Here is a 15,872-nt window from a genome sequence, read left to right as displayed (position 1 = left end):
CCTAGGCGGCGGCGACCTTCGCGGCGGCGTCGAAGCCGGTAACCTTTTCCTTCATCGTGCGGTTCCGGCCCAGCCGCTTGGCTTCGTAGAGGAGACGGTCGCAGCGTTCGTACAACGTGCCGAACGCGATTTCGAGCGTCCCGCCGGTGTCGTGTTCAACCAATCCCATGCTCGCGGTGACCACACGGTCCAGCCCAGGCACTTCCGCCGCCACCCGCGCGCTGATGGCGCGACGGCAGCGTTCGGCCCGCGCGGCAGGCTCAGGCCCACGCAGGAGCAGAAGAAATTCCTCCCCGCCCATACGGATCGCCTTGGTATCGCGGTCATCGATCAGCGCTCCTGCAGCAGTGCGCAGCACGACATCGCCGATCGCGTGACCGTGCGTGTCGTTGACGGACTTGAACTGGTCGAGATCGATCACTGCCATCGTGCGGAAACCGATACGGAACAACTCGTCGAACCGCCGCTCGATCGAGCGGCGGTTGCGCAGCCCGGTCAGAGGGTCCCGGCCCGCCACACCTTCGAGTTCAAGCGCCCGCGCCGTTGCCACGTCGCGTTCCTGGCGCACGTCGACAAAGCGGCTGACGATGCCGAGCGCGGTAACGAGCACCTCGAACGCCAGCGCCAATTGATAGAGAACGATGATCTCGGTCGGATGAAACGCCGGGATCAGATAGGCCGCGATCCGGTAGGAGCCGATCATCATGATCGGCGTCCAGCCGATGATCTGGAAGTGGACGACCCGGCTGCGCCTGCGCCGCGCGTCAATCATGATCGCGGCAATCAGGGCAATGGCCACCCCGACAGCCACATGCATTGCCGGTGCCGAAAATGGACGGAACGGATCTACCGGAATGCACGACAGGATACCGACCAGAACAATTGACGGCGCGAGCCATCTGCCGGCCAGCCGCAGCCGCCAGTCGCTTTTGTCCGGTTCGAGGAACGTGGTCGCAAACATCAGCGCCGCTGCGGTCATCACCGCAAAGGCCATGTTCGATATTTGCCATTCAGCCATCGCTGGAGGATCGACGACCAGATGGACAAATCCGGTCGCGAAGGCTGCCTGGGTCAGCATCGCCGCCACCATCACCAGATGCCAGAGCACATAACGTTCGGGCAAGGCGGAGTAGAATGCGGTGTTGATGAACAACGGCACGAGCAACATGCCGCAAATCGCAGCCATGGCCACGATCCGGGCCAGCGGCCAGCCGGTCCCTTGGGGAGCAGCATCGAGCCGTAACTCGCTGAGCATCGTCTTGCTCCATGGGCGTATCACCCTGACCGCGATCCCGGCCGTGTCATTGCCGACCCCGGCGAGCCGCAAGGTCATGTACGGCCCGCTGGACAGGTGCTGAAAATCTCCTGACCGCGCGGACGTCCATCGAACCCTGCCCGACAGATCGACGACACCGACATCCATCCGCTCGAAATGACCGGTATGTGTAGAAATGCTCCGGGGCAGTACGCGACCCGCGCCGTGCGCGAGATCGAACCGGATCAGCACAGCCTCGCTTGAGAGCGACCACGTGCCTTCGTTACAATGCCAGCGGGCGCCATCTGCGGCAACGGCCTGCCAAGCTTCTGTTGCATTGGCCTCGGCATGACACGTCCGGTCGACAGGCACGGTCTGCGCCCCTGCCGCCACCGGGACAGACCCGAACAGCAGCAGGACGAAAAGCCACAGCCATCGTGCACGATCGCAAAACATCCGATCCGGTTAGGGCAATAAGCTTAGAGCACCGTTAATGACCGGCGACCCGGCCGAAGAAAAACTGCGGCCAACCTGGTGCGAATTCTTGCGGAATTCATCAGATCACAGGACGTTACCATCCTTGTCACGGTATATCTCTCGGCGTCCGACATGGTTTGCGGGGCCAACCAGACCATCGGCCTCCATCCGCTCGATCCATTTGGATGCAGTGTTGTAGCCCACGCCCATCTGGCGCTGGATCCAGCTGGCCGAGGCTTTCTGGCTTTCGAAGACGAGCTGGCAAACCTGGCGATACTTGCGGTCCTCGGGATTGTCCGAGCCACTGTCCATGTCATCGAAACCGAAGCCGCCGTCTTCCGGCTCTTCCGTGACCGAATCGACGTATTCCGGGCTGCCCTGGCTGCGCCAGTGGTCGGCCACGCGCTCGACCTCCTCGTCGGAAACGAACGGTCCGTGGACACGCTTGATCGGGTCGGTGTTGGGCTTGTAGAGCATGTCGCCCTTACCCAGCAGTTGCTCCGCGCCCTGTTCGCCAAGGATCGTGCGGCTGTCGATGCGGCTCGTCACGGCAAAACTGATACGGGTGGGCAAGTTCGCCTTGATAACGCCGGTGATGACGTCGACCGAAGGGCGCTGCGTCGCCATGATCAGATGGATGCCCGCCGCGCGGCTCTTTTGCGACAAGCGCTGGATGAGGACTTCGATTTCCTTCCCAACCGTCACCATGAGATCGGCGAGTTCATCGACGATCACCACGATCTGCGGGATGACTTCGTAATCGAGCTGCTGTTCCTCGAACAGTTCCTCGCCGCTGTCGGGATCGAAGCCCACCTGGATGCGGCGGCCGAGCGGCTTGCCCTTGGCCTGCGCCGCGCGAACCTTGTCATTGAAGCCCGAAATGTTGCGCACGCCGATCGATGACATCTGGCGGTAGCGCCGCTCCATTTCCTCGACCGCCCATTTCAGCGCGCGAACGGCCTTCGACGGCTCGGTCACCACCGGCGAAAGCAGGTGGGGAATATCGTCGTAGGACTTGAGTTCGAGCACTTTGGGATCGACGAGGATCAGGCGGCACTGCGCGGGCGTCAGGCGGTAGAGCAACGACAGCAGGATGCAATTAAGCCCGACCGACTTGCCCGAGCCGGTGGTGCCCGCCACCAGGAGATGCGGCATGGTCGCAAGGTCCGCCACGATCGGCTCGCCCGCAATGTCCTTGCCGAGGATGATTGGCAGTAAGGCCTTCGAACTGGCGAACTTTTCGCATGCGATCAGTTCACGGAAAGACACCATGTCGCGGATCTGGTTGGGCAGTTCGATGCCCATGACGGTGCGGCCGGGAATGGCCGAGACGCGCGCCGAAATCGCGCTCATGTTCCGCGCGATATCGTCGGCGAGGCCGATCACGCGACTGGCCTTGATGCCGGGCGCTGGCTCAAGTTCGTACATCGTGACCACCGGGCCGCTGCGCACGGCGGTGATTTCGCCCTTCACATTGAAATCGTCGAGCACGTTCTCGAGCAGGCGCGCATTGCGTTCCAGCCCCAGCTTGTCGATCTTCTGGGCGGAGCCTGCGGGCGCTTCGACCAGCAGTTCGATCGAGGGCAGTTCGTGCTTGTCGAACAGATCGCCCTGCCGCGCGCGCGGTGTGATCACGGCGGGCGCTGGCGTGCGCTGCGGATCGCTGATTTCGGTGGGCTTGCGCGGGGAGAGCGCGGCTTCGACGTCGATTTCCTCGGCGGCGGCGCGAGCTTCCTTTTCCCGGCGCTCGCGCTTGGGCGCAGGCGCGCGGGCCACGCCTTCATCGTCATCGGCGGTAACGCGCGGCGCGCGGTGGAGGAACGGCGGCAGGCTCAGCATCCGGCCCCAGTCGAAGGCGAACACGCGGCTGGCGATGGCGATACCCCCGCCCAGAGCGGCAAGGCCGAGTGGCGCACTGATCCAGAACGCCGGGACTTGCGGCAGAAGGCTGGCAACTGCGCCAATCGCCGCTGCGCCGAGCAAACCGGAAAGGCCCCCGGCCCCAGCTGGCAGGCGGCTTGCCGAGGTGCCGCCCCATAGCGCCAGCGAAGTGCCGATCAGCGCCATGGCGACGAACAGCAGCAGCGTCGGGCGCCACCAGCGCGGCGCGGCAACGGCTTCGTCATCCGCGGCGGTATCGATCAGATCGCTCTCGGCGTCCCACAACCGGCGCGCAAAGACCCACAGCAGCGGCAGCAGCAGCCCGCCGGGAATACCGAAAAACATCAGGACGCGCTCCGCCGTCCACGCACCGGGCAGCCCCATCCAGTTCTCCACTGGGCTGCCCGAAGCGGTGCTGCCCGATGGATCGGTCTGGGTATAGCTGACCAGCGCCAGCGCGAGGAATATGAGACCGGCCAGCAGCACCCCGCCACCAATCAGTTCGAGGCTGCGGCTGAACGAGCGGCGCAGCACGGCGCGCCAATCGGCTCCACCCCGCGAGGATGGCCCGCTTCCGCGTGCGGTTGATGCTGCCCGGCTTGCCATGACTATCGCGTATCCCTGCCCTTGCTGATGCCATCATGCGCCCGAACGGGACTCACCGTCAAGAATCCCGACATGAACCGCCAGCATTCAAGCGCTCAGACCAGCCCGTCAATGGCAGCCCAGCCGTGAACTGGTATTCGCGCAGCGCGTCGAACCGTCATTCCGCCTAGCGCGATGACGGGTAGCGCAGAACGCCGGGCCAGAAGCAGGAACCTGACCGGTCCCAACACTTTCGCACCCGGATGGGAACGCGTGGCGAAAACCGGAGACAACAGCACCGCATTGGCCCCTGCCCGCTTTGCCGCGCCGATCTCGGCAAGCGTATGCGCCGTGGCGAGTTTGAGGCCGGGGTTTCCCGAAAATTCAGATGCCACTCCATAGACACCGTCAGCGCCCCAGCCCGCCGGGACCCGCGCACCGATCATGCGAATGCCGCGCGCCTTGGCCGCGCGCTTCAGGGTCAGGAACCGCGCGCGCCGCTCAGCCTGAGCAAGATGATAGTGGCGGAACACCAGCGCGCTTCCCCGTGGCAGGCGCGCAAGGGCGCGTTCGAGCACGGCATCGTTGCGCGCATCGCTGAGCAGGATGATCCGGGGTGCGGTCGCCCGTTTGTTGGTCTGGCGCTTTGCCATGCGCGCGCTATAGCACCGCGCCATGGAACAGGCAGTCCCTTCATCACCACTCGAACAGGTCCGCGCGCGTATTGCGTCCGCTGCGAAGATCGCTGGCCGCAAGGCCGCAGACGTGACGCTGGTGGCCGTTTCAAAGACGAAGCCCGCCGAGGCAATCCTTGACCTGATCGCGCAAGGCCAGCGCGTGTTCGGCGAGAACCGCGTGCAGGAAACGCAGGACAAGTGGCCGGCGATCCGCGCCGCGCATCCCGACGTTCAGTTGCACCTTGTAGGCCAGCTGCAATCGAACAAGGCGGAAGACGCCGTCATGCTGTTCGATTGCATCCACTCGCTTGACCGGGCGAGCCTCGTCACTGCGCTTGCCGCAGCGCAGGACAAGCTGCACAAGCGCGTGCCGTGCTTCGTGCAGGTGAACATCGGCGGCGAAGACCAGAAGGGTGGCTGCGCCGTGGCAGCCCTGCCCGCGCTGCTGGCCGAGGCGCGCGCCAAAGGGATCGAGGTTATCGGCCTGATGTGCGTGCCGCCGGTCGGCATCGAACCAGCACCGTTCTTCGCGCTGCTCGACAAACTGGCGGACGACAATGGCCTGGCCGGATTGTCGATGGGTATGAGCGACGATCTGGAAACGGCAGTGCAACTGGGCGCAAGCCATGTCCGGGTTGGCTCGGCACTGTTTGGATCACGTTGAAAAACAACGCCTTTTAACGTTAATTTCAGACCCTTGCGCCAGACGGCATCCTACTGCTGTCGGGCTTAACGCATTCTGCCTGACTCGCGAGTACGTTCGCGCGGGAAACGGGAGAGAGCATGGCCGTTCAGGAATTGCAGCCGGACAGGCGGGTTTTGGCGAACGATTCGCTGCTTGACCGCACACACATCGTGGCCATGGCAGCGCAAGCTGTCGTGCTTGGCGCGGTGCTGCTGACGTTGTTCGTCGACGACCGCTATCACGACAGGCTGGCAGGCGTAGCCGCATTGGGGATCGCCATGATCTTCGCAATGCAGATGGCCTTGCGCCGCATTGCGCTGGCCATCCGCAGCCGCCAGCGCAAGCAGTACCGCCTCACCCGCGATTCGCGCGAACAGATCCAGGAACTGTTCGCGATGACCGACATGCTTCAGGCCGCCGAGACTTACGAAGACGCCGGCGCCGTCCTTATGGCCACCGCACGCCGCCTTCTCCCCGGATACGGCGCCGCGCTCTATGTGTTCAACAATTCGCGCGACCGGCTCGACCTTGCCCGCGCCTGGGACATGCCCGAAGGTTTTATCGCGCAGGACATGCTCTCGCCTTCGAACTGCTGGGCCTTGAAGCGTGGAAAGCCGCATATCAATGCGCCGGCCGATGCCACGCTGTGTTGCGCGCATCATGGCTCTCCACTGGCCAGCGTCGAACTGCCGATGATGGCCAGCGGGCAGTTGCACGGGCTGCTTGTCATCACGCACGGCGAAAGCGATGGCGCATTCGAACGGCTGATGGAAATCCGCAGGCTTGGCCGCGCCTTGTCGGATTCGATGTCGCTGGCGCTGTCCAACATCTCCCTGCGCGAGAAGCTGCGCACGCAATCGCTGCGCGATCCGCTGACCGGGCTTTATAACCGGCGCTACATGGAAGACGCGCTGGAGCGCTTCGTTTCGCTCGGCTCGCGCTCGGGCGGCAGCACGGCGGTGGTGATGCTCGACCTCGACAACTTCAAGAAGCTCAACGACGAGAACGGACATGCCAAGGGCGATGCGGTGCTGCGCGACGTCGCCGCCCAAATCGTCGGCTGCTTGCGCCCGAGCGACGTCGTCTGCCGTTATGGCGGCGAGGAACTGGTCGCGATCCTTCCCGATTGCTCGCTCGACGATGCCATGGAGAAAGCCGAACTCCTGCGCGAGCGCATCAATTCCCTGAGCGCCAGCCACGAATGCGCGATCAGCGCTTCCTTGGGCGTAGCAAGCGTGCCCGAGACGGCAACGTCTGCCACCGACGTGCTGCCGATTTCCGACGCAGCGCTCTATGCCGCCAAGAAGGCCGGGAAGAATCGCGTGATCTGCTCAGAACGCCGCGCCGGCAAGGATGCCGGCGCCCCTCGCCTCGCCACCGTCGTGCGCGGCTGATCCCGCTTATTCGCCGTGGCGCGTAAGCTCGTCACCGGTCAGCGTGACGACATGCAGCAGGTTCGTGGCCCCCGGCGTGCCGAACGGAACGCCCGCGAGCGCCACCAGCTTCGATCCGGCAGAACCGAAGCCGTGGCGCAGTGCCATGCGCTTGCCCTTGGCGATCATCTCTTCGAAACTGCCGATGTCCTTGGTGGTGACGGCATGTGCCCCCCACAACAGGCCAACCTTGCGCGCGGTCTTGGCCGAAGGCGTGAGCACCAGCATCGGCACCGCAGGCCGTTCGCGGGCGACGCGGCGGGCGGTTGAGCCGGAACCCGTAAACACGATGATGCCAGAGACAGGTACGGTTTCGACAATGCTGGCAGCGGCTTGGGCGAGCGCGTCAGCCGTCGTCGGATCGGGCAGAGTCTCGATGAAGTGGACGCGCGCGGCATAGCCCGGATCGGCTTCGACTTGCGCAGCGATGCGGTGCATGATCGTGACCGCTTCTTCCGGCCAGGCGCCCGCTGCGGTTTCGGCGGAGAGCATCACCGCGTCGGCACCATCGTAAACCGCGTTGGCGACGTCCGACACTTCGGCGCGAGTGGGCGTCGGCGCTTCGATCATCGATTCGAGCATCTGCGTTGCTACGACCACTGGCTTGCCCTGGCGGCGCGCGGTTTCGACGATGCGCTTCTGCAGCGGCGGCACTTCTTCAGGATTCAGTTCGACGCCCAGATCGCCGCGCGCGACCATGATCCCGTCCGAGAGTTCGACGATCTCCTCCAGACGCGAAATCGCGGCCGGCTTTTCGATCTTGGCCATGAGCGCACCGTAACCGCCCATCAGGCGGCGGGCTTCGGCCACGTCCTCAGGCCGCTGCACGAACGACAGCGCAATCCAGTCAGCGCCCTGTTCGACCGCGAACGACAAGTCGCGGCGGTCCTTCTCGGTCAGCGCCGGGACGGGCACGACCGCATCGGGCACGTTCACGCCCTTGCGGTCAGAAATGACCCCGCCGACTTCGGCGGAGCAAAGGATCTCGTTATCATCGGCGCGAATCACGCGCAGGCGCAGCTTGCCATCGTCGATCAGCAGACGCTGGCCTTTCTGCAGCACGCCAAACAGTTCAGGATGCGGCAGGCAGACGCGGGTTTCGTCACCCGGTTCGGGATTGCGGTCGAGCGTGAAGTGGCCGGAATGGCGGATGACCGCGCGGCCTTCCTTGAACTTGCCGACGCGCAGCTTCGGCCCCTGCAGATCGCACAGCACGGTGATTGCGCGGTTCAGCTTTTTTTCCAGCGCGCGGATATTGGCGATGGTCTGGGCGTGAATGGCGTGTTCGCCATGGCTCATGTTCACGCGGAAGGCATCGGCGCCTGCGCGCACGAGCTTTTCGAGCATTTCAGGGGAGCTGCTGGCCGGCCCCACAGTGGCCAGGATCTTTACCTTGCGTCCACGCGGATCGATCTTGGCCACGGCTCGACTACTCCTTATGCATCAACATCGCGCGCTATGGCGGAAGGTCCGCCAAAACCCAAGGACGATTACAGTGGATACGAATGCAACCGATTACCATGACGGTCAGGGCGATGGCGCACTGGACCTGCTGCCCGATGCCGTGGCGGCCGCGGCCTTCCGCCGTCTCGTCCGCCATCTGCGCCACCGCCATGACGCGCAGAATATTGATCTGATGGGGCTTTCCGGCTTCTGCCGCAATTGCCTTGCCGACTGGATCAACGATGCAGGCGCCGGACTGGACAAGGCCGCCGCGCGTGAGGTGATCCACGGCATGCCTGCAGCCGAGTGGAAGACCCGCTTCCAGAGCGAAGCCACGCCGGAGCAGATCGCGCGCATGGACGCGAGCGTGAAGAAGAACGCACCGGGTCACTGATCGCACCATAGCGGCCAAGATTTCCACAAGCACGGCTTTGCCGATGGGCGGCGGCGCGTCTATCAGCGCCGCCAACCGATTCACCCGTTACCCGGAGATTTCCCGATGGCCGATTCCGCCGACGCCAAGAGTGCTGACGACCGCCTGCGCCTTCTGATCGAGCGCATCGAACGCCTCGAAGAAGAAAAGAAGGGCATCGGCGACGACATCAAGGATGTTTACAGCGAAGCCAAGTCCGCCGGATACGACGCCAAGATCATGCGCCAGATCGTGCGCATCCGCAAAATGAAGCCGGACGACCGCCGCGAAATGGAAGCCGTTCTGGAAGTCTACAAGACCGCGCTCGGCATCGATTGAAGCCTTGTGCCGGGTACCACAACGCCCTCGGCAATACGCGGCAATCAGGCTAGGCTCTCCGCCAGACCAGCGGAGAGCCTGCCATGATCCTCACCACCACCAGCCATATCGAGGGCCGCCCGGTCCAGCGCCATCTCGGCATCGTCACCGGCGAGGTCATCCTCGGCGCAAACATCGTGCGCGACATTTTCGCCTCGATTACCGACATTTTCGGCGGACGCTCGGGCAAGTACGAGGAAGTGCTCGCACGTGGCCGGGAACAGGCCCTGCGCGAGCTTGAAGACAAGGCTCTGTCGCTTGGCGCCAACGCTGTGATCGGCGTGGACATCGATTACGAAACCATCGGCGCACGCGGCTCGATGCTGATGGTCAGCGTCAGCGGCACGGCAGTCGTGATCTGAGCGCAGTCATTGCCCGCAAGCCCGCTGTCGGCTAGGGGCAGGCCAGAATCCCGCATTCAGCACGGACCAGCAAGAAGCACGGACGATGGCAGGCCATTCCAAATTCAAGAATATCATGCACCGCAAGGGCGCGCAGGACAAGAAGCGCTCGGCGCAGTTCTCCAAGCTTTCCCGCGAAATTACCGTCGCGGCCAAGATGGGCATCCCCGATCCGGACATGAACCCGCGCCTGCGCGCCGCCGTCAACGCGGCCAAGGCGCAGTCCATGCCCAAGGACAATATCGCCCGCGCCATCGACAAGGCGACCAAGGGCGAAGGCGATAACTACGAGGAAGTGCGCTACGAAGGCTATGGCCCCGGCGGCGTGGCGATCATCGTCGAAGCGCTGACCGACAACCGCAATCGCACCGCCACCAACGTGCGCACCGCGTTCTCGAAGAACGGCGGCAACCTTGGCGCATCGGGCGCGGTCAGCCACGGCTTCGAACGGCTCGGCCTGATCGAATATCCGGGCAAGGCGGGCGACGAGGAAAAGGTTCTCGAAGCCGCGATCGAAGCTGGTGCCGACGACGTGGAATCCGATGCAGGTGACGGTGATGAAAACCCCGGCAGCCACCAGATCTGGGTAGCGGTCGAAAACCTCCACGAAGTCGCGCGCGAACTCGAAAAGACGCTGGGCGAAGCCGAAGGCGTGAAACTGGCTTGGAAGCCCAGCCTCAAGACCGAAGTCTCGGCAGACGACGCGGCGACCCTGCTCAAGCTGATCGACGTGCTGGATGACGATGACGATGTCCAGACCGTCTGGGGGAACTACGAGATCCCGGACGAGGTGATGGAGAAGCTGGGCTGATATGCTCACGCTGGCCGCCAAGGCGCTGCTGTCGGGCCTGCTGATCGCGCTGATCGCCGAGATCGGTCGGAAGCTTCCGACAGTCGGCGCGCTGGTGGCTTCTCTGCCGCTGGTTTCAGTGCTCGGCATGATCCTGCTGTGGCGGGACCGGCCCGACGCGGAAAACATGGCGATCCATGCCGAGGCCACCTTCTGGTACGTGTTGCCCTCGCTGCCGATGTTCCTCGTGATCCCGCGCCTGCTGCGTTCTGGCCTGCCGTTTTGGGCGGCGCTCACGGCAGGCTGCGCACTGACGGTAGCGCTCTATCTTGCAATGATGCAGGTCGGCCCGCGACTTGGCCTGAAGCTCTAGCCGATGATCATGCGCCGATGATAATACTGGGCATCGACCCCGGCCTGACCTGCACCGGCTGGGGCGTCGTCTCCAAATCGGGCAGCAGCTTGCGCCATGTTGCCAATGGCCAGATCCGTACAGACGCCAAGGCCAGCATGGCAGAACGGCTGGTGGAACTCGATGCCGCACTCGGCACCGTGATCGACCTCTACAAGCCCGATACCGGGGCGGTAGAGGAAGTGTTCGTCAACGTTAACCCGCAGTCGACGCTCAAGCTGGGGCAGGCGCGCGGCGTTGCGATGCTCTCGGTTGCTCGCGCCGGCATTCCGGTGGCGGAATATCCAACCAAGGTCATCAAGAAGGCGCTGGTCGGCACCGGCGGCGCGGAAAAGCAGCAGGTCCAGCACATGCTCAAGATCCTGCTCCCCGGCGTGAAGCTGGCGGGCGAGGACGCCGCCGATGCGCTCGCCGTGGCGATAACCCATGCAAACATGCTGGGCAGCCACCGCTAGTGCGCCTGTTCAGGTGAACACATCCGCGTCACCATCGGCATAGCCGACCTCGTGCTTGAGCGCGCGCAGACCGCGAATTCCGTTGACCAGATAGGTCAGCACGACGCCCGAGATAATCGCGCCACCCGGCGAGAGCATGACCGCTTTTCCGATGAGTTCGAGAGTCAGCAGCGCGGCTGCCGCAATGGCCCAGTAAAAGCCCTTCTCGGCGCGCATGCGCAGACCGGCGACAAGGCCGACCACGGCTTCGAGCAGCCCGCCAGCAATGAAGCCAATGCCTTCATCCGTGCCAGACCCGGCCATGCCTCCGAGCAATGCCGCGCCGAGCACGCCCATGCCCGCAAACACGAAAGCTGCGGTTGATCCGCTGCGCACTGCCCCTTGCACGCCATCGCGCGTCGTCAGATCCACGTTCCAGAATGCCATTGGCCTCTCCCCCCTCGAGCGACACAAGGCTTGCATGCGATCGCGCGCGTTGCAACCGCGCGCAGGCACCTTGCCGCACGCCGAGTTCCCTGCCATAGGAACAAACCATGATCGCCAAGCTCACCGGAATTCTTGACGACACCGGCCCCGACTGGGCCGTGATCGACGTGAACGGCGTCGGCTACCTCGTGCAATGCTCGGCCAAGACGCTCACTCATCTTGGCATCCGCGGCGACAAGGTCGTGGTCCACACAGAAATGCAGGTGAGCGAAACCGACCAGCGCCTGATCGGCTTCACCAGCGCAGGCGAACGCGCGTGGTTCCGCCTGCTGACCGCCGTGCAGGGTGTAGGCAGCAAGGTCGCGCTGGCGATCCTCTCGGCCCTGGCGATAGAGGAACTGCAACGCGCCTGCGCCCACGGCGATGCTGCGATGGTGGCGCGGGCGAACGGCGTGGGGCCGAAGCTGGCGAGCCGGATCGTGAACGAGTTGAAGGACAAGGCGGGCGGCTTGGCGGGGTATGCTTCGCCGGTAGGTCTTGGCGGAGAGGTGGCCTATTCGCCACCCGGCTCCGCCAGCGCGGATGCGATCTCAGCGCTGCAGAATTTGGGCTTCAAGCCTGTCGTAGCGAGCAGCGCGGTCGTCAAGGCGGTCGATGAACTAGGCGAGGATGCCGGGTTGAATGATCTGGTGCGGGTGGCGCTGAAGAGGGCTGCGGGGTGAAGCGTGGGCATTAATCCAGTCTTTGCAATCGTGTTGAGCTCAATAGGTGGCTTTATCGTTCTTGGCCCCCTCATGTTATTGTTGCGCGTGACAAGCATCTCTCGATTTCTGTCAGAGTCGTATATGGCAGGAAAAGCTCCGCTTTACTCCTTTGCAGCATTTTGGCTTGGCGGAACTGAGCGTGCGATTGCGACGACGCTCATGATATTCGCGCCAGAGCAACTGGCACTCTTTATCGGTGGTTGGACAGCAGCAAAAATCGCCGCTGGATGGTCGAGACTGCAAGGTGCGGAATATACTGTCGGTCACCTAACTGCACTTATTGGATCAGCTTGGTCGTTTGCCATAGCCATCGGCATCGGTGCTTGGGCCAATCCAGATTCCGTCCGAGTGTTCTTGGCAACTACGAAATGACCGATAACCCCATCCTCTCCCCTGATCGCCAGCACGAAGATCCGGACGCGGCGCTGCGGCCCAAGACGTTGCACGAGTTCGTCGGGCAGGAAGCCGCGCGCGATAACCTGCGGGTGTTCATCGAAAGCGCCAAGATGCGGCGCGAGGCGATGGATCATGTGCTGTTCTTCGGGCCGCCGGGGCTGGGCAAGACCACGCTGGCGCAGATCATCGCGCGCGAACTGGGCGTCAATTTCCGCGCCACGTCCGGCCCGGTCATCGCCAAGGCGGGTGATCTGGCGGCGCTGCTGACCAATCTCGAATCGGGCGATGTGCTGTTCATCGACGAGATTCACCGGCTCAATCCGGTGGTCGAGGAAGTGCTCTATCCGGCGATGGAGGACCGCGCGCTCGACCTGATCATCGGCGAAGGGCCATCGGCACGCTCGGTGCGCATCGATCTGCCACCATTCACCCTGATCGGCGCGACGACGCGGCAGGGCCTGCTGCAAACGCCGCTACGTGACCGCTTCGGCATTCCGGTGCGCCTGCAGTTCTATTCGGTGGCCGAGCTTGAGCGCGTGGTGGCGCGCGGGGCATCGCTGATGGGCGTCGGCATCGATCACGGCGGCGCCAACGAGATCGCACGGCGGGCACGTGGCACCCCGCGCGTGGCCGGACGTCTGCTGCGCCGCGTGCGCGATTTCGCACAGGTCGATGGCGCGGAGAAGATCACCCAGAGCGTGGCCGACGGTGCGCTGACTCGTCTGGAAGTCGACAAGATCGGGCTGGACCTGCAGGACAGGCGCTACCTGATGATGATCGCGGATATCTACAAGGGCGGGCCTGTCGGTGTCGAAACGCTGGCGGCGGGCCTTTCGGAACCGCGCGACACGATCGAGGAAGTGATCGAACCCTACCTGATCCAGCTTGGCCTGGTTGCCCGCACCGCGCGCGGGCGCTGCCTCAACGATCGCGGGTGGCAGCATCTGGGCCTGACCCCGCCGACCGGCTCCACGCCTTCACTCTTCGACGAGCCGGAATAGCGCTTCTACAGGTTGGCCGAGCGCCTGCGCCAGTTTGATCGCAATCACCGTCGAGGGAACGAACACGCCGTTCTCCACCGTGTTCACCGTCTTGCGGCTGACGCCGATGGCATCGGCCAATTGCGCCTGCGTCCAGCCGCGCGCCTCACGCGCCACGCGCAGCGAATTTTCCAGCCTTTCAGGCAAGCGCCGCGCGCTCCAGCTTGATGAAGCGGAAGGTGGCCACGAACAGGCCGATCAGAATCACCAGCTTGAACGCGAAGACCGAGGGCATCGCGGTAAGCGAGGCGACCACGCAACCGATGATCGCGGTAATGATAGCGGCGGTGAACCCCCATTCCATTGCGTCCGCGCGATTGGCGCGGGTCACCTCATCATTCGCAAGCGCGCGCAAGGCCGGATCGCGCAGCCAGAACCCGCCGGTGCGCAGGATCAGGAACAGTACGAGTGCCAGGGCGAGCCATGCGAAATGCCCGACGAATTCAACCGTCCGCTGCGGCATGTCCACTTGCGGCCGCCCCGCCTGCACCGCGAACAGGATCATTACCGCCTGCAAGACTCGCACACGGCGTTGGCTGAGACGGTCGGCGGCTTCGGCAGAATCGGTTGGCATGGAAAATCCCTCCGGCGGCGATGTAACTCATAGGTTACTTGTAACCTTGGGGTTACCTTTCGTCAACTCGAAGCTTCACGCCCTCGTCCGGTTCGGTCCCATATTGGCACAGAGTTACCGCGACGCCCCCTTCGGTCCCGTTTTCGGGCAGATTCCGGCCTTTCAAATGGGTTAACGGCATTGCCCGACGCCACCCGTTCTGCGTTCTTGGATGTGTCAGGAAAGGCAAGCGGGGTGTTAACCCATCTTTGCTAGGGCGCTTTCCCAGGGAAGAACGAGAGCACAGATCATGTCGGTTCGGATGGCTTTGGCAAAACTGGCGGCAGCAGCGGCAGGCGGAGCAATGCTCGGCGGCGGCGCAGTCCACGTATCTGAAGCGCCCGCCAAGGGCGAAATCCACCATGTCAAACCGGTCAAGGTGAAGATGGCGAAGCCTGCCAAGCGGGTGATCGCCCGCCGCGCTGCGCCGCGTGAAGTCCACCGTTCCCGCCGCATCGTGACCACGACGACGACCAAATCGTGTGAGCCTGCCCAGCAGATGGCGATGGTTCCCGTCCCTTACATGCCCCCCATGCCGCCTCAGCAGATGGGTGGCAGCAGTGGTGGCGGCGTGCCCGTGGTGATCGGCGGCGGCGGCATTGGCGGCTTTGGCGGCGGGTTCTTCGGCGGATTCTTCGGCGGTGGCGGCGGCGGTGGCAGCGGCGGCAGCGTGGTCATCTCCTCGACCAGCACTGGCTCCACCTCCACTTCTGGCGGTTCCACGTCCGGCGGTTCGACTTCGACATCGGGCGGATCGACCTCTAGCAGCTCGGGCGGCATCACCAGTTCGACGACGACCGGCGGGGTTTCAACCTCGACGGGCGGCGTCTCGACATCGACCTCAACTTCGTCGGGCAATGTCTCGACCAGCTCGGGCAACGTCTCCTCGTCCAGCGGGAATGTCTCGACTTCGAGCGGCAACGTGAGCACGTCATCGGGCAACGTCAGCACCTCCTCGGGGAACGTGACCTCAAGCACGTCCACGTCGACGTCGTCGGGCAACGTGACGTCGAGTTCGTCGACATCGAGCAGCACCAGCAGCTCGACCTCGACCTCCTCGTCCACCTCAAGCTCGACCTCGTCCAGCTCGAACGGCACAACGACAACAACCTCGTCGACCACCGGCGGCACCGAAGTGCCCGAGCCTTCGATGATCATCCTGTTCGGCGCTGCTGCGGCCGGCCTTGTTGCCCGTCGCCGCCTAGCCAAGCCTGCCAAGGCCTGAACGTACTAAAGCCCCGGCTTGCCGCCGGGCAAAAAGAAGGGCGGTCTCCGGGGGGAGCCGCCCTTTTTCATTTCCAGGTTACCCATGCACTCCTCAGACAAAAAAGCCCGCCAGGTTTCCCCGG

20 protein-coding genes are annotated in these 15,872 nt (G+C 63.9%); 12 read left to right on the top strand and 8 right to left on the bottom strand.

The genetic code is table 11. The features are described from left to right. Nucleotide 1: 1 nt before the first annotated feature. The 3 genes from RM192_RS01825 to RM192_RS01815 all read right to left on the bottom strand — a co-directional run bounded on the left by RM192_RS01825 (nt 2) and on the right by RM192_RS01815 (nt 4,851). The gene (locus RM192_RS01825; RefSeq protein WP_311505829.1) at nt 2–1,711 is read right to left on the bottom strand and encodes a diguanylate cyclase; all 1,710 of its coding nucleotides are present in this window, start codon (nt 1,709–1,711) and stop codon (nt 2–4) included. Nucleotides 1,712–1,816: 105 nt separating this feature from the next. Further along, complete coding sequence (locus RM192_RS01820) at nt 1,817–4,219, bottom strand: DNA translocase FtsK 4TM domain-containing protein (RefSeq protein ID WP_311505828.1); 2,403 nt, start codon at nt 4,217–4,219, stop codon at nt 1,817–1,819. 95 nt (nt 4,220–4,314) lie between these two features. Then, complete coding sequence (locus RM192_RS01815) at nt 4,315–4,851, bottom strand: thiamine phosphate synthase (RefSeq protein ID WP_311505827.1); 537 nt, start codon at nt 4,849–4,851, stop codon at nt 4,315–4,317. Between the two features lie 22 nt (nt 4,852–4,873). Between RM192_RS01815 and RM192_RS01810 the strand changes: the two genes are divergently transcribed. Together RM192_RS01810 and RM192_RS01805 are read left to right on the top strand one after the other, a co-directional pair. After that, the gene (locus tag RM192_RS01810; protein ID WP_311505826.1) at nt 4,874–5,539 is read left to right on the top strand and encodes a YggS family pyridoxal phosphate-dependent enzyme; all 666 of its coding nucleotides are present in this window, start codon (nt 4,874–4,876) and stop codon (nt 5,537–5,539) included. Between the two features lie 119 nt (nt 5,540–5,658). After that, nucleotides 5,659–6,954, top strand: a complete 1,296-nt coding sequence (locus tag RM192_RS01805; protein WP_311505825.1) for a diguanylate cyclase — start codon at nt 5,659–5,661, stop codon at nt 6,952–6,954. Nucleotides 6,955–6,960: 6 nt separating this feature from the next. Here the strand turns inward: RM192_RS01805 and pyk are convergent, their stop codons facing one another. Beyond that, nucleotides 6,961–8,415: a pyruvate kinase gene (gene pyk, locus RM192_RS01800; protein ID WP_311505824.1), complete on the bottom strand. Its 1,455-nt coding sequence runs from the start codon at nt 8,413–8,415 to the stop codon at nt 6,961–6,963. 73 nt (nt 8,416–8,488) lie between these two features. Between pyk and RM192_RS01795 the strand changes: the two genes are divergently transcribed. The 6 genes from RM192_RS01795 (at nt 8,489) to ruvC (ending at nt 11,284) form a co-directional block, all read left to right on the top strand. Next, entirely contained in the window at nt 8,489–8,830 is a 342-nt protein-coding gene (locus tag RM192_RS01795; RefSeq protein WP_409233775.1) for a DUF1244 domain-containing protein, read from the top strand. A 105-nt stretch (nt 8,831–8,935) separates the two neighbouring features. Next, nucleotides 8,936–9,187 (top strand): DUF2312 domain-containing protein, encoded by a 252-nt coding sequence (locus RM192_RS01790; protein ID WP_311505823.1) that lies wholly within the window; start codon nt 8,936–8,938, stop codon nt 9,185–9,187. 83 nt (nt 9,188–9,270) lie between these two features. Then, on the top strand, nt 9,271–9,588 hold the full coding sequence (locus RM192_RS01785) for a heavy metal-binding domain-containing protein (protein ID WP_311505822.1): 318 nt from the start codon (nt 9,271–9,273) through the stop codon (nt 9,586–9,588). A gap of 85 nt (nt 9,589–9,673) precedes the next feature. Continuing rightward, nucleotides 9,674–10,438 carry a YebC/PmpR family DNA-binding transcriptional regulator gene (locus RM192_RS01780; protein ID WP_311505821.1) on the top strand — a complete coding sequence of 255 codons (765 nt, stop codon included), beginning with the start codon at nt 9,674–9,676 and terminating at the stop codon, nt 10,436–10,438. A 1-nt stretch (nt 10,439) separates the two neighbouring features. Continuing rightward, nucleotides 10,440–10,790 (top strand): DUF3147 family protein, encoded by a 351-nt coding sequence (locus RM192_RS01775; RefSeq protein WP_311505820.1) that lies wholly within the window; start codon nt 10,440–10,442, stop codon nt 10,788–10,790. A 17-nt stretch (nt 10,791–10,807) separates the two neighbouring features. Further along, entirely contained in the window at nt 10,808–11,284 is a 477-nt protein-coding gene (gene ruvC, locus RM192_RS01770; RefSeq protein WP_311505819.1) for a crossover junction endodeoxyribonuclease RuvC, read from the top strand. 9 nt (nt 11,285–11,293) lie between these two features. Here ruvC and RM192_RS01765 read toward each other — a convergent pair whose 3' ends face one another. Continuing rightward, on the bottom strand, nt 11,294–11,710 hold the full coding sequence (locus RM192_RS01765; protein ID WP_311505818.1) for a hypothetical protein: 417 nt from the start codon (nt 11,708–11,710) through the stop codon (nt 11,294–11,296). A gap of 107 nt (nt 11,711–11,817) precedes the next feature. On the opposite strand from RM192_RS01765, the gene ruvA reads away from it, so the two are divergent. The 3 genes from ruvA to ruvB are packed head-to-tail and all read left to right on the top strand — an operon-like array spanning nt 11,818 to nt 13,871. Further along, on the top strand, nt 11,818–12,432 hold the full coding sequence (ruvA, locus tag RM192_RS01760) for a Holliday junction branch migration protein RuvA (protein ID WP_311505817.1): 615 nt from the start codon (nt 11,818–11,820) through the stop codon (nt 12,430–12,432). 3 nt (nt 12,433–12,435) lie between these two features. Next, nucleotides 12,436–12,846, top strand: a complete 411-nt coding sequence (locus RM192_RS01755; protein WP_311505816.1) for a hypothetical protein — start codon at nt 12,436–12,438, stop codon at nt 12,844–12,846. After that, nucleotides 12,843–13,871 (top strand): Holliday junction branch migration DNA helicase RuvB, encoded by a 1,029-nt coding sequence (ruvB, locus tag RM192_RS01750; protein ID WP_311505815.1) that lies wholly within the window; start codon nt 12,843–12,845, stop codon nt 13,869–13,871. The genes RM192_RS01755 and ruvB overlap by 4 nt, the downstream gene beginning before the upstream one ends. Here ruvB and RM192_RS01745 read toward each other — a convergent pair. The 3 genes from RM192_RS01745 to RM192_RS01735 all read right to left on the bottom strand — a co-directional run bounded on the left by RM192_RS01745 (nt 13,848) and on the right by RM192_RS01735 (nt 15,681). After that, nucleotides 13,848–14,057, bottom strand: a complete 210-nt coding sequence (locus tag RM192_RS01745; protein ID WP_311505814.1) for a helix-turn-helix transcriptional regulator — start codon at nt 14,055–14,057, stop codon at nt 13,848–13,850. The genes ruvB and RM192_RS01745 overlap by 24 nt on opposite strands. After that, nucleotides 14,050–14,484, bottom strand: coding sequence for a hypothetical protein (locus tag RM192_RS01740; protein WP_311505812.1), 435 nt, complete (start codon nt 14,482–14,484; stop codon nt 14,050–14,052). Before RM192_RS01740 ends, RM192_RS01745 begins: the two co-directional genes overlap by 8 nt. 579 nt (nt 14,485–15,063) lie before the next feature. Then, a complete protein-coding gene (locus RM192_RS01735) occupies nt 15,064–15,681 on the bottom strand; it encodes a hypothetical protein (protein WP_311505810.1) in 618 nt (205 codons plus the stop codon). On the opposite strand from RM192_RS01735, the gene RM192_RS01730 reads away from it, so the two are divergent. Beyond that, on the top strand, nt 15,674–15,748 hold the full coding sequence (locus RM192_RS01730) for a hypothetical protein (protein WP_311508546.1): 75 nt from the start codon (nt 15,674–15,676) through the stop codon (nt 15,746–15,748). The two genes, RM192_RS01735 and RM192_RS01730, sit on opposite strands and share 8 nt — an antisense overlap. Nucleotides 15,749–15,872 lie beyond the last annotated feature (124 nt).

Source organism: Novosphingobium sp. MMS21-SN21R (assembly GCF_031846015.1).
Classification (GTDB): Bacteria; Pseudomonadota; Alphaproteobacteria; order Sphingomonadales; family Sphingomonadaceae; genus Novosphingobium.
Note: the sequence above shows the minus strand (reverse complement) of the source record. Positions and strands in the feature narration are given on the sequence as shown.

Coding starts and splice junctions, on each gene's coding strand:
- RM192_RS01825 (WP_311505829.1), bottom strand. CDS start 1,711: ATGTTTTGCGATCGTGCACGATGGCTGTGGCTTTTCGTCCTGCTGCTG.
- RM192_RS01820 (WP_311505828.1), bottom strand. CDS start 4,219: ATGGCAAGCCGGGCAGCATCAACCGCACGCGGAAGCGGGCCATCCTCG.
- RM192_RS01815 (WP_311505827.1), bottom strand. CDS start 4,851: ATGGCAAAGCGCCAGACCAACAAACGGGCGACCGCACCCCGGATCATC.
- RM192_RS01810 (WP_311505826.1), top strand. CDS start 4,874: ATGGAACAGGCAGTCCCTTCATCACCACTCGAACAGGTCCGCGCGCGT.
- RM192_RS01805 (WP_311505825.1), top strand. CDS start 5,659: ATGGCCGTTCAGGAATTGCAGCCGGACAGGCGGGTTTTGGCGAACGAT.
- RM192_RS01790 (WP_311505823.1), top strand. CDS start 8,936: ATGGCCGATTCCGCCGACGCCAAGAGTGCTGACGACCGCCTGCGCCTT.
- RM192_RS01785 (WP_311505822.1), top strand. CDS start 9,271: ATGATCCTCACCACCACCAGCCATATCGAGGGCCGCCCGGTCCAGCGC.
- RM192_RS01780 (WP_311505821.1), top strand. CDS start 9,674: ATGGCAGGCCATTCCAAATTCAAGAATATCATGCACCGCAAGGGCGCG.
- RM192_RS01775 (WP_311505820.1), top strand. CDS start 10,440: ATGCTCACGCTGGCCGCCAAGGCGCTGCTGTCGGGCCTGCTGATCGCG.
- ruvC (WP_311505819.1), top strand. CDS start 10,808: ATGATAATACTGGGCATCGACCCCGGCCTGACCTGCACCGGCTGGGGC.
- RM192_RS01765 (WP_311505818.1), bottom strand. CDS start 11,710: ATGGCATTCTGGAACGTGGATCTGACGACGCGCGATGGCGTGCAAGGG.
- ruvA (WP_311505817.1), top strand. CDS start 11,818: ATGATCGCCAAGCTCACCGGAATTCTTGACGACACCGGCCCCGACTGG.
- ruvB (WP_311505815.1), top strand. CDS start 12,843: ATGACCGATAACCCCATCCTCTCCCCTGATCGCCAGCACGAAGATCCG.
- RM192_RS01740 (WP_311505812.1), bottom strand. CDS start 14,484: ATGCCAACCGATTCTGCCGAAGCCGCCGACCGTCTCAGCCAACGCCGT.
- RM192_RS01735 (WP_311505810.1), bottom strand. CDS start 15,681: ATGATCATCGAAGGCTCGGGCACTTCGGTGCCGCCGGTGGTCGACGAG.